Here is a 12,530-nt window from a genome sequence, read left to right on the forward strand (position 1 = left end):
CAACGGTCTTGGTAAAATGACCCGTCGAGACCCATGAAGTGTACGACCATGGGGTCTCCCTGACAAGGCCGATCTGGGGAGAGGGAACGATGAACGGTGATGTGAAAAAGAGCGAAGGGAGGAGCGCCCTGCTCCAGATCCCGCCCTTTTTCGGTGGGGCGGCGTGGGCGTTTCTCCTTCTGGGCGGGCTCCGGGCGATCCGTTCCTTGATGGGCTCGGCCGGCGCGGACCCTGCGCGGGAAACTGTTTTGGCCGGGCTTTTAGCCGGTATCGCCGTGGGGGGACTCGCCGGCGACGCCGGGTTTCTGCGTCGGGGGCGCTCTCTCCGGGCGGCGGTTCGTCTCGTCCCCGCCGGAATCGCCCTCCTGCTGCCGTTGCTTCCACGGGCGTCCGCGGCGATTCCCGCCGAGGTCTTCGCGCCGATCCTCTCCGCCCTCGCCGGCCTCTGTCTGGGCGCGGCGGCGGCGGACCTGATCGCCGACCCGGAGAGGGGGAGAACCGGCCTCGCCGTTTCCCTGGCCGGCGCCTCGGCGGCCTCCTTTCTCGGTGGTTGGATCCTCTTCCCGTCCGCGGGCCTCGGCGGAATCGTCCTCTTCTCTTTCGCCCTCTTCTTGATCGCCGGCGGCGCGCTGATTCTCCCCGGACCGGGGAGTGCGGGGGTGGAGGCGGTGGGCGACGAAGAGCGGGAGGAGAGAGGCTTCGCATCGACGCTCGCCCTCCTGCCCGTCGGCGCGGCCGCGGCGATGGCGATGATCGCCTGGGTCCGGATCGGCGATCTGGTGCTCGGCTCCACCGAGAGGAATCTCGCTCTCCTCATCGCTGTGATTCTGCTCGGTTCGGGTGTGGGCATCGTTTCGAGCGTTTTCTCAAGTCGAATGCGAATTGATTTCTGGACAGGCGGTTGCGCCGTTCTTTTTGCGTCGTTTCTGATGTTTGTTCTTTTCCTGGTCCCGCACATGCCTTTCTGGTACGCCCGTTCGATCGGGGGCGGATTCCTCTCCCCGGGAGGGGTGTTTTCCATCGCGGCTCTCCTGGCGGCCCTCATCGTTCTGCCGGGGGCGATCCCCCTCGGAGCGGCGGGAGGCGCGCTCCTCTTCCGGCACCGAAGGGTCGCCTCCTCTTCGGGGATCGGACGGCGCGGAGTCGCCCTCACCGCCGGCGCGGCGCTCGGAGCGTTCGTCGGTCCGCGACTCCTTCCCTCCATCGGCGTTCGGGGGATGGTCTCCGGAGCGGGGATGGTTCTTCTCCTCCTCGCGGCGCTTCTTCTCCTTTTCTCGCGCAGGCGCCCCCTCTCCATGAGGTTGCTCGGGATCGTCCCTCTCGTCCTTCTTCTGCTCTTCGTCCTTTTCAACCCACCGCGATGGAAGCCCGCCCTCGCCTCGGCGGGGATGTTCCGGCTCGCCTCCCTCCAGAAGGGGAACGACTGGGACGCCTATCGGCTGGAGCACAACCAACTCCCCTCGCTTTATGGGGACGGCTCCAGCGCGAGCGTGATGGTGGTCGGCGCGCCCGGCTCCCGGGTGGTCCGCCGGGACGGTTGGATCGATGGATCGGACGGCGGGCTCAAGTCGATCGACATCCTTCTCGCGCGTCTCCCCTTTCTTTTCCGGCCCGATGCGGAGAGCGCGCTCGTCCTCGGCGCCGGAACGGGCGTCACCTCGGGAATGCTCTTCCGGGCCGGAGCGGAGCGAGTTCTCCTCGTCGATCCGGAACCGTTCGCGTTCCGGGCGATCCGCCATTTCGGGCGCATCAACGGGGAGCCGTGGAAGGAGGAGGGTTTCCAAACGCGCGCGGCGGATCCGCGCCGGCACCTGCTCCACGGGGAACCGGTCGACGTGATCGTCTGCGCCGACGCCCCGGTCGCCGACCGCAAGAGGGCGCACCTGCGGACGGAGGAGTTCTTCCGCCTCGCCGCGTCCCGGCTGAAGGAGGGGGGGGTGGCGGTTTGTCCTTTGCCGCTTTCCGGTCTCCGGGAGGATCACCTTCGCTCCCTTCTCCTCTCTTTCCGCGCCTCCTTTCCCGAGGTGCTCGGTTTCCGGGCGGGAGACCAGCAGCGCCTGATCCTGTTGGGAAGCGATCGTCCTCTCACACTCCGCGCCTCCGAAGCGCTCGAGCGTTGGGAGGAGAACGCTCTGCGCGCCGATTTCGGCGAAGCACGCATCCGGGATCTGGAGGGCCTGGCGGCCGCCGTCCGACTCGACGGGGAAACGATCGATCGATACGCCGACGGAGCCGTTCCGAACCGGGACGCCGGCGGGTTCGTCGAGTACGGAGCGGAGTGGTGGCTTCGTGACTTGGAAGGGGGGAGCATGGACGCGATCCTCCGCGGTCGGGGATACGACGTGGAACGCTTCCTCGATTTCGAGGGATTGCCGCCGGCGGCGGCGGCGGAACTCCACCTTCGTATCGCGCGCGCCTTCCGTCGCGACGGGTATGGACCGGGGGGGCTGCGGCACGCCGAGAAGAGCTGGCGTCTCGGGGAGACGCCGGTCGCCGCCGGTATGTACGCCTTCTTCCTGCGGACCGAGGAGAACGATCTCGACTCGGCGATCGCCGTGACCCGAAGCGGTCTCGCCCTCGATCCGGGGAACGCGCCGCTCATACGCCAGCTGGCCGACGATCTTTTCTCCTCCCATCGATTCGAAGAGTGCGAAGCATTTCTCACCGGGATCATTCGGGGCGGTTTCCGCCAGGCATGGATCTATCTGATCCGCGGCAAGGCTCGTCTCGCCCAGGGCCGCCACGAGGCGGGGCTCGAGGACATGTTGGAGGCGAAGGAGATCGACCGCCTACAGGATCAGACGGGGACCATCAACTTCTTCATCGGGATGGCCCTTAAGAATCTGGGCCGCCTGGAGGAGTCCCAAAACTATTTGGAGAGGACGATCCGCAAGAACTCCCGCCACAGGATGGCGCGCTACGAATACGGCGAAAACAAAATGCTCATGGGCGAGATCGACCGGGAGGAGTTCGAGAGGGAGTATCTGATCCCCAACAACCGGGCGCGGGCCGAATCGCTTTTCGTCAAGAGCGAGAAAGATTTCTACGAGCCGCGTCACGCCGAGGAGGTGGAGAAGGGGCTGATCACGGTCCTCAACTCCACGCCGAATCACTTCGGCGCCTATTTCCGGCTCGCCGAGTACTACGCGCGCCGCGGTGAGACGGAGCGGGAGAAGCGGGTGATCGAGAGGGCTCTCGTCCAGTTCGCGCGCCGCCCGGAGATCCTCGCGCTGACGGAGGAGTATCTGCGGCGGACCGGCGGCGGGGAGAAGGTGCGCGCCTACGGGGACCTCCTGCGCGGAGAAGGGTCCGGGGCCGCGGAGGATCCGTAGGGGAAGAGGCTCTCCGCGCAAGGCCGGTTCTCATCATCCTCCGGATCGAGGACGGAGAATCGGGAGGGGAGAGGCCCGGCCGAGGGTTCGCCTCTTTCGAAAACGAGACGGAAGAGTTCTTCCCGGGTCGCCTCCCGGTAGTCCTCGAACGCGCGGCGGAGCTGCCTGTAAAAAGCGGTCTGCGTTCTGTGCCTCCGGATCGCCTCGATTTTTCTATCCATCGCCTCGTCGGAGACGCGGATCACCGCCTCGCGCTCATGGTCGCGAATCGGGAGGATCGGTTTTTTCCGGTGGAGAGAGAGGCGGGCCGCCGCCGTGGCGGAGATCCCGTACTCATAGATCCGTGCGGGTCCCTCCGCCCCCGCGCGAAGATAGGCGATCCGTGTGAAAAGGGTCACCGCGCGGTGGTCCGCGTGTCCGGAGATCCCCTTTTCGTCAAAAGTTATAAGGACTTGCGGGCGTGTTCTCATGATTTCGTCGAGCACTTCCCGCGCTCCGGCCTCCCTGCCGATTCCCTCCACCGCCCCGTCCGGCGCCCCGACGATCCTGTGTCCCGCGACGCCGAGGGCGCGGCAAGCCGCGGCGAGTTCCTCTTCCCGGCGGCACGCCAGCTCCTCCCGAGTGAAGCGGCGACTGCTCCCGAGAGAGCCCGCTTCTCCGCGCGTGAAGGTGAGGATATGGACCGGATACCCTTCGAGGGCGTAACGCGCCAGAGTTCCTCCCGGACCGTAGCACTCGTCGTCCGGGTGGGCGAACACACCGAGAATCGCGGGTTTGTTATTCATCACTTCACCTTCTTTCGAGCATAAAAAAAAGCTCCTCTTGCGGCAAGTGCGTCGGGGGGACTCCTTGACCGCTGTGGGGGGGCCTTCTATACTGCGGAAGCGAGGAGAATGATGAATACCGAGATCCATCTTCATCGAGGACAATTCATCGACACCCTGCGGGAAGGGGACCGGGTGACCGAGCACTATCGCGTGCTCAGGAAGAGCGTGAAGACCTCTCGCTCCGGCGAGCCCTACCTGGACCTCGACGTCGGCGACCGCACCGGCCGGATCACGGCCCGCATGTTCAAGCCCCGCCAGTCCGTCGGCGATCCCATCCAGTCCTTCGCTTCCCTTTTCCAGGTGGGGGATTCGATCCGCGTCTCCGGGCGCATCGATCTCTTCCAGGGACGCCTGCAGATGATCCTCGACAAACTCCGCGTCAGCCTCCCCGAAGAAGTGGACGACGCGCTCTTCGAAAAGGCGAGCCCCCGCTCGCCGGAGGAGATGGAGGCGGAACTCCGCGGAGCGATCGAGCGGATCGGCGACCCGATGCTCCGGGCGATGATGGAGCGGATCTTCGAGGACGCCTCCTTCGCCGAACGATTCGCCGCCGCTCCCGCGGCGACCCGTCTCCATCACGCCTACCGCCGCGGGCTTCTGGAACACACCCTCTCCCTGATCGGCGCCGCGGAGCGCCTCCTGCCCCATTACCCGGAACTGAACGCCGACCTCGTCCGCGTGGGCGTCCTGCTGCACGACATGGGAAAGACGGAGGAACTGGGGGAGAAGGCGGGGGAGGAGTACACCGTCGACGGTACCCTTCTCGGTCACGTCTATCTCGGCGCCCGCCGCGCCGAGAAGGCGATGGACGGTACCCCGGGCTTTCCGGAGGAGCACCGCCGCCAGGTGTTGCACATGATTCTCAGCCACCACGGCGAGCGCGAGTTCGGCGCCCCCGTTCTCCCCGCCACCCGGGAAGCGATCTTCATCTATCACCTGGACAACCTGGACGCCAAGCTGGCGAACGCCCGCGAGACCCTCGAGGCGGACCGAAACGAGGAGAGCTTTTTCACAGACCTCTATTCCTCGGGCGCCATCGGCCGGCGTTATTACAAAGCCTCCCTACCGGAGGAGCGGAACGGGGATGCGTGATCGTCTTTTCCGCGGCGGCGCCCGGCAGGCGGCGCGCCGATCGGGGAAAGCGCGATGAACCGTCCCGCGTCGCCGGTCCTTCTCACCGGACCTCCCGGCTCGGGCAAAACGGAAAAGATGGTCCGTCTCTTTCTGGAGGGGGACGGGGGATCGGCGGAGGGCGGGCGCGCGCTCGTTCTCCTGCCGGATCGCGGGGCGGTGGAGATCTTCCGCCGGCGCGTCCTCGAAGGGGCCGGAGTGGCCGGCGTTTTCGACGGCGGGATCCGCACCTTTGAGAGCTGGGCGATTCACCGCCTCGGGAGAACGCCCGAGGAGGGCGCCGCGCCGGAGGAGGAGTCTCTTCTGCTCCGCGCCGTCGCCGCCGATCTGCCCGCGGCCGTGGGGACTCGAGCGCTCTCTCCTCGGTTCCGCGGCGCTTTTCTCGCCTGGGCGGCGGACCTCGGCGAGGCGGGAATCGATCCGGCGTCGATCCGCGAGATGCTCCTCCACGCGCCCGATGAAGAGGGGCGTCTCGAGACTCTCGCCGAAACGCTCGACCGTTTCCTCCGGGAGCGCGAGGGGGCCGGCCTCTTCCACGCCGCCGCGGCGCTTCTTCGGGCGGCGGAACGTCTCGCCTCCGGCGCGGACCGCGCCCCCCTTCCGGACCTTCTCCTGGTCGACGGTTTTCATCGATTCTCCTCTCCCCGCCTCGCCCTCCTGCGCGAGCTGGCCTCCCGCGTCGGTGAGACATGGATCACTCTCCCTTCTCCTTCCGGGAACGGGGAGTGGACAGGCGAGGCTTTGGAGCGATCCTTCGCCCTTCTCTCCTCGGAGATCGGTCCGTTCCGTGAAGAGCGACTCTCCGCAAAGGGGCCGGAGCCGCGGCCCCTATTCCTCGGAGGCGCCGACAGGGAGGAAGTGGTGGAGAGGATCGCCCGGGAGATCCGCATCGCCTGCGCCGAGGAGGGGAGGCGCCCCGGCGATCACCTGATTCTCTTTCGCGATGTCGAGCCGTACCGCGTTCTGGTGGAGGAGATCTTTCCCCGCTACGGCGTTCCCTTTCACGGGCGTTTCCAAACGGCGGGGGCGGAGACCCGCGCCGGCCGCTCCCTTCTCGACTGGATCCGCCTCGCCCGAGAGGGGGTGCGCGTCTCCACGGTTCTCCCGATCCTCAAGAACAGGATGACCGGTGCCGACCCGGACCATGCGGATCGTCTCGCCGCACGACTCCGGGAAGCGCCGGACGCGGAGGAGGGGGGGGAGGCGCTCCTTCTGCGCGCGCGCGGCGCGGATCCCGGCTTCGCTTCCGCCCATCTGGAGCCGCTCGCCGCTTTCGCCGCCGAGACGGGGAGCGTTCGGGGAAGCGCCGCGGTGGAAGCCCTTCTCCGTTGGTGGGAGGAGGGGATCGAAGCATCCGTTCGCGCCGACGCCGTTCCCGAAAGGGACGGTCCTCTTCACGCCGCCGCGTGGAACCGCTACCGGGAGTTTCTCGATCGGACGGTTCGCGCCTTTCGCCGGCGCCCGGCGCTGGATTCCATGGACGCCGCGGAGGCGCTCGAGATCGTGGAGGCCGAAGCGCGGCGGATCCGCGTCTCTTACGCCGTCGGTCCGCCGGGGGGGGCGCGGGTAGACGATTTCCGCCACGGCCAGAACCTCTCCGCGCCGGTCCTCTTCCTCGCCGGCCTGGAGGCGGCGCTCTGCCCCCGCGCCTATCAGTCGGGATCGTTTTGGACCGAAACGGATCGGGAGCGCTTGGGCGAAAGCGGCCAATACCGAGTCCCCGACAGGGAAGAGCACCGGATCGAGGAGCGCTATCTTTTCCGGCGCGCCTGGACGCGGGCGACGGAGATGGTTTACTTCTGTTCCCCCGCCTTCGAACGGACCGGAGACGCCTCTCCTCCCTCCCCCTATCTTTTGGAGGCGCGCGAGTCGATCGGGGCGGAGCGGTTCGAGGATCGCGGCGCCGTGGAGCGTTTCGCGACGAGTCGTTCCCTCGCCGTCGAAGCGGACCTCTTCCCCTTTCTCGCCGCCCGCGCCGATCCGGCGGAAGGGGACGGGCCCGGTGTGGGACTCGCCGCCGCGCTCTTCCGCGAGAGGACCCCTCGAATCCCCTCCGAACCGCGACGGTTCGACGAGCCGGTTCGCGTCGGCGGCGTCAAACCCTTCCGCGTCTGGGCGGCGCGCCGCAAGGCGCACACCGTGAGCGCGCTGGAGGATTTCGGCGCCTGTCCCTATCGCTACCTCGCCCGCCATGTTTACCGCCTCGACGAGCCGGAGGAACCGCCCTTCTTCGGTTTCCCTCTTACCCGGGAGGGGGAGCTGATCCACGCCGTGTTGGAGGAGGCGCTGCGCGCAGGCGGTGATCCGGCGGCGCTCCTCGGCGAGAAGGCGATGCGGGCGCTCGGCGGCGTGCCGGAGCGAGTCGGCCACCGGCTCGCGGCCGAGCGGCTCCGGGAGGGGCTCGCCCTCCTTCTCGAGGAGGACCTCCGTTTCCGTGAGGAGCACGGCTGGGAACCGGTCGCCTATGAACGTTCTTTCGGCGGGGAGGACCGTCCCTTCCTGGCGGGGGGCGTGCCGGTCCGCGGCCGAATCGACCGCGTCGACCGCTCCCCCGCGGGCGATCTCCTGGTCATCGACTACAAAAGGTCCGCCAGGCGCGGACCGGGGCTCGCCCGCGACCTGGAAGCGGGGCTTTCCCTCGCGCTTCCCCTCTATCTTCTCGCCGCGCGGGAACTCCACGGCGGCCGGCCGGTGGGCGCTTTCCTTCTCGGGCTCGGCGATCCCGTTCGCGGTGGTTTCTACGACACCCGATTCGTCGCCGAGGGGGTCGTCCCGGAGAAGCGCGCCGGGTCGGCTGTACCGATGGAGGGGGAGAGGATGGACGCCCTCCTCGCCGGCGTCCGGGAGAGGACGGCGGAGATCGCCCGCGAGATCGAGAGCGGTGAATTTCCGGTGGAGCCGGCGGATGATCGCACCTGCGAAAGGCTCCACTGTCCCTACCGGGACCTCTGCCGGATCGTGCTCGCCGCTCTGGAGGACGGGGAATGACGAAGCGCGCCGCGGGGAAGGGGATCCGTCTTACCGAGGCGCAAGCGGCGGCGGTGCAAACCGGCGACCGGGACCTCTGGCTCACCGCCGGCGCCGGCTCGGGAAAGACGTCGGTCCTCGCCGAGCGATACCTCCACCTCCACCTCACGCGCGAGGTTCCGATCCGCCGCATCTTGGCGATTACCTTTACGGATAAAGCGGCCGCCGAGATGCGGGAGAGGATCGGCCGCCGTCTCCAGGAAGAGGGGAAGGCGGATTCGGTCCGTGAACTGGCGCACGCGCCCATCTCGACGATCGATTCTTTCTGCCGCCGCCTCCTCACGGAGTACGCCGAGCGGGCCGGCGTCGATCCCGACCTGCGCGTCCTGGACGAAGCGGAAGCGGCGGAGTTGCAGGAGAGAGTCTGGATCGACCTGCTCGATCGGTGGTGGAGGGAGCGGCCCGAGGAGACTCTTCTGCTGTTCCGCGAGCTGGAGTGGTCCGCCGGCGCGGATCATCCCGGCGGCGTCGACCCTTCCCCGCTTTTCGCCCTCGTCCGATCGATCCGCACCGCCGGACGGGATGTGGGGGACGTCCCCTTCGTTCCCGATCCGGAGGAGCTTTTCGGTTCGGCGCGGCGGCGGCTGGCGGAGGCGACGGCGGCGGTTCGCGCGGCGGCCGCCGGTGAGGCGCCGCCCAAGACGAGGGAGAAACTCCGCCGGATCCTGGCGCTGGATGGGCTCGATCCCCTCCGCGATTCGGATTGGGCGGATCGGGTCCGGACCGCCCGGGCCGGCGTCACCCGCGGCGTGGCGAAGAACGCGAAGGAGGCGGTGGGAGCGGCGATCGAAGCGATGGATCATCTCCTCGAAGCGGCGGAGGAGCTGGACCTGGAGCGGCCACGCCTCCTCCTCCGCGAGCTGGCCGTCGATTTTCTGTCCGCCTACTCCGGCGAGAAGAAGGGAGCGGGCGCGGCGGACTTTCTCGATCTCGAAGAGAAGGCGGACCGTCTCCTCGGGAACGAACGGGTCCGGGAAGAGGTGCGCCGGCGTTTCTCCTATCTCCTGCTCGACGAGTGCCAGGACACCAATGAGCTGCAGCTCCGGCTGGTCCGCCGCCTGCGCGGCGCCGGCCGTTTCCTGGCGGTGGGGGACGCCAAACAGTCGATCTACGCGTTCCGGGACGCGGACGTCTCCGCCTTTCTCGACATGGGCGCGTCCCTTCCCCGATCGACCCGGCGCATTCTTTTGGATCAAAACTTTCGCAGTCGTCCCGTCATTCTCCGTTGGGTGAACGCCCTCGTCTCCCGCCTGTGGGAAACGAACCGCGCCATGGGCGTCCCCTACGAGCCTCTCGAACCGGGCCCGCGCGAGGAGTTTCCCCGGAAACGGGAGCCTTCGGTGGAGATCCTGGTCGCGCGTGAGGAATCGATCGGCGCCGCCCGGGAGAGGGAGGCGAGGCTCCTGGCGCGCAGGCTCCGGCGGATTCGCGAGGAGGGGCTCGACGGTCTCGCCTACGGCGACATGGCCGTTCTCTTCCGGAGCACGACCGATATGGCGCTTTACGAGAGGGCGCTCCGGCGGGAGGGGATCCCGGCGTCCATCGCGTCGGGACGCGGTTTCTTCCAGACCCGCGAGGTGACCGATCTTCTCGCCGGTCTCTCACTGGTGGACGATCCTTACGACGATCTCCGTCTCGCCGCCGCCCTTCGTTCCCCCCTCGCCGGCCTGGACGACCGGGACCTGGCGCAGTTGTTGATCGAACGCCCACGCGACGTTTCCCTCTGGGACCGCGCGCGCGACCCTTCGGTGTCGGCCGCGCTTTCCGACGAGGGGCGCGACGCGCTCCGCCGTTTCCTGTCGATTTTGGAGGGACTCCGGGACCGGCGCGGTCTCGAGCCGGCGGACCGCATCCTGCGGGCGCTCGTCGAGGAGACCGGCTACCTGGGCGCGGTCGTCCTGGAGCCGGGCGGTCTTCGAATGCGCGCGAATCTGCGCAAGCTGTTCGCCATCGCGCGGTCGTTGGAGGAGCGGGGGGAGCTTTCCCTCCACGATGGTCTTCGCGCGCTGGAGCGTTATCGGTCGACCCGGATCCGGGAGAGGGAATCGGCTGTGGATGAAGAGAGGGACGCGGTCCGCCTTCTCACCATCCACGGCGCGAAAGGGATGGAGTTCCCCCTCGTGGCCGTCGCCGATCTGGGGAGACCCCCGCGGGGAGGGGAATCGCCGCTCCTCTTCCACAAAAACCGGGGGATCGGCGTGCGGCGCCGCTCCGGCGGTCGGGTTCCTTATATTTATGCACGAATTGTCGAAGAGCTTAAAGTGCTCGCCGAGGCGGAGGATGTCCGCCTGCTCTATGTGGCGCTCACCCGCGCCGAGCGTCATCTGATTCTCTCCGGCGGCGTGGGCAATCGGATGACCGGATGGCTGGCGCGGATCGACGACGTGATCGGCTTACCGGAGGCGACGGGCGGGCATGACTGGGAGGGAATCCGTTTTCGCGTGATCGGCGGGGAAGAGGAGGGGGAGGATCGCTCCGTTCCCGTCGTCCCGCCGCGCGCGGTTCTTCGGTCGCCGGAGCGTTTCGCCGGGGACGCCGATCCGGAGGCGACGAAGCGCGTCCTCCGGCGGCTCGCCTCGAAACCGCCGCCACCCGACCCGGACCCGGCGGGGCGCACCGTAACCGGGGTTCACGACTTTCTGGAATGTCCGCGGCGCTTCCGTCTCGCTCGCCTCTTCCCGGTCCATCCCGTTCGGGAGGGTGGGGGAGGGCCCTCTCTCGGCACGCGATTTCACAGGGCCGTCGAGTCGCGGGTACTCGGTCTCCCCGCCTCGGCGGCGGGCGAGGAGAACGGGGAAGGGGAACTCGTCGACGGTTGGATGGAAAAGCTCGTCGCGGACCCGCGGATCGGACCGCTTCTCGAGCCGGGCCGCGCCGGCGCCGAGGTTTCCTTCGCGGCGATCGTCGGCGGCCGGCCCCTTCGGGGGGCGATCGATCTGCTCGCCCGTACGCCGGAAGGATGGGTGATAGTCGACTATAAAACCGATCGCGCCGCGCCGCGGGAGATCGAGGAACGGTATCGCATCTCTCTGCAGATGTACGCGGCCGCGGTCCGCGCCGCCGGGGGGGAAGAGGAGCGCGTGGAGACTTGGATCTGGGCGGCGCGAGTGGGACGCGGTTTGGCGATCGCGGAGGACGGAGATGCGGTTCGGGACGCGCTCGACCGTTACGACCGCGCGGAGAGAGAGGGCGATTACCCGGCGCGGCGGAACGAAAGCTGCCGTTACTGTCTCTATCGCCGGGGATGCCCGGAACACCCGACGGCCTGACATTCCCGCCGATTTCGGAACCGTAACAAACACGGTTGCAAGGACTCAAACGGTCGGGGACACTGTTTCACCGAATCGGGCTACCGGCGCGGCGAAAAGGCTGTATATTAGGAGTAGGTGTGTGGACTCCCCCACGGAGAGGGAATACAGATGTTCGGCGACACCCACAAACTGAAGACCGAACAGATCATCCGCAACCGGCTTTGGAGGCATTCCATCGCGATCGGAGATGAGGCGGGTGTCCGGTCCAACGCGGGCGCTCTGGTAACCGCCCTCGTGCAGGGGCTTCCGGAGCGCCAGAGCGTGCTGCTCCATTCCTACATGGTCCTCCCGGAAGACGCGATCGATCGCGAGTTTTTCGGCGAGATCGAAAACGCCGAGAGCATCCGCCGTCCCCTGATGGGGGGGGTGTTCGGCCTTGGAGAGGGGAAAGAATGGCGGAGCGAACCGATGGCTTTTTCCCTTTCGGGGAGCGGATTGATCGGTTCATTCGCGGACCGATTTTGGGGCGGAGATCAAATGGCGATCTTCCTCTCCTCGCTGGAACCGCTCGAATTTTTCGATGCGTGTCACGATTTTCCGGTGTTCCGGCGGGAAGGGGGACAGATGGTCTACGCGCCCTATTGGTATCCCGCCAGTTTCGAAAAGTACCTTCTGCAGTCGGCGTCCCGCGTGACCGACCGGATTTTCGACCGCATCGGTTACTACATCGTCGAGAGCGAGGGCGGGCGATCGGTCCGTGTCTACTGCCGGGGCGTTGATCGCTCCATCTGATCTTTTCTCATCGAAGCCGACCGGCCGGGAACATCTCCCGGCCTTTTTTTATGGAAAGGAATGAAATCGCCAAATCGTTTACGTTCTTATGTTCCTTTTTCCCGGGAGGGTTTTGGGGTCGGGGGGTCGGTTCGTGACGAGAGCGTGTCCCATGAGGCGAGAGGGTGTTC

Annotated in this window: 6 protein-coding genes; 5 read left to right on the plus strand and 1 reads right to left on the minus strand. The window is 67.3% G+C overall.

The genetic code is table 11. The annotated features are described in order from the left end of the window. Nucleotides 1–89: 89 nt before the first annotated feature. Nucleotides 90–3,332: a hypothetical protein gene (locus JW958_00800; protein ID MBN1824769.1), complete on the plus strand. Its 3,243-nt coding sequence runs from the start codon at nucleotides 90–92 to the stop codon at nucleotides 3,330–3,332. Here JW958_00800 and JW958_00805 read toward each other — a convergent pair. Beyond that, a complete protein-coding gene (locus JW958_00805; protein ID MBN1824770.1) occupies nucleotides 3,281–4,117 on the minus strand; it encodes a PIG-L family deacetylase in 837 nt (278 codons plus the stop codon). The two genes, JW958_00800 and JW958_00805, sit on opposite strands and share 52 nt — an antisense overlap. A 108-nt stretch (nucleotides 4,118–4,225) precedes the next feature. Between JW958_00805 and JW958_00810 the strand changes: the two genes are divergently transcribed. The 4 genes from JW958_00810 to JW958_00825 all read left to right on the plus strand — a co-directional run bounded on the left by JW958_00810 (nucleotide 4,226) and on the right by JW958_00825 (nucleotide 12,360). Next, the gene (locus JW958_00810) at nucleotides 4,226–5,251 is read left to right on the plus strand and encodes an HD domain-containing protein (protein MBN1824771.1); all 1,026 of its coding nucleotides are present in this window, start codon (nucleotides 4,226–4,228) and stop codon (nucleotides 5,249–5,251) included. Between the two features lie 54 nt (nucleotides 5,252–5,305). After that, complete coding sequence (locus tag JW958_00815) at nucleotides 5,306–8,278, plus strand: PD-(D/E)XK nuclease family protein (protein MBN1824772.1); 2,973 nt, start codon at nucleotides 5,306–5,308, stop codon at nucleotides 8,276–8,278. After that, the gene (locus tag JW958_00820) at nucleotides 8,275–11,586 is read left to right on the plus strand and encodes a UvrD-helicase domain-containing protein (GenBank protein ID MBN1824773.1); all 3,312 of its coding nucleotides are present in this window, start codon (nucleotides 8,275–8,277) and stop codon (nucleotides 11,584–11,586) included. The genes JW958_00815 and JW958_00820 overlap by 4 nt, the downstream gene beginning before the upstream one ends. Nucleotides 11,587–11,736: 150 nt before the next feature. Beyond that, complete coding sequence (locus JW958_00825) at nucleotides 11,737–12,360, plus strand: hypothetical protein (GenBank protein ID MBN1824774.1); 624 nt, start codon at nucleotides 11,737–11,739, stop codon at nucleotides 12,358–12,360. Nucleotides 12,361–12,530: the final 170 nt, after the last annotated feature.

It is taken from the genome of Candidatus Eisenbacteria bacterium, assembly GCA_016930695.1.
Taxonomy (GTDB): domain Bacteria; phylum Orphanbacterota; class Orphanbacteria; order Orphanbacterales; family Orphanbacteraceae; genus JAFGGD01.

Excerpts from the sequence above, each read along its gene's own strand:
- JW958_00815 (MBN1824772.1), top strand. The coding sequence starts at position 5,306 with ATGAACCGTCCCGCGTCGCCGGTCCTTCTCACCGGACCTCCCGGCTCG.
- JW958_00825 (MBN1824774.1), top strand. The coding sequence starts at position 11,737 with ATGTTCGGCGACACCCACAAACTGAAGACCGAACAGATCATCCGCAAC.
- JW958_00820 (MBN1824773.1), top strand. The coding sequence starts at position 8,275 with ATGACGAAGCGCGCCGCGGGGAAGGGGATCCGTCTTACCGAGGCGCAA.
- JW958_00800 (MBN1824769.1), top strand. The coding sequence starts at position 90 with ATGAACGGTGATGTGAAAAAGAGCGAAGGGAGGAGCGCCCTGCTCCAG.
- JW958_00810 (MBN1824771.1), top strand. The coding sequence starts at position 4,226 with ATGATGAATACCGAGATCCATCTTCATCGAGGACAATTCATCGACACC.
- JW958_00805 (MBN1824770.1), bottom strand. The coding sequence starts at position 4,117 with ATGAATAACAAACCCGCGATTCTCGGTGTGTTCGCCCACCCGGACGAC.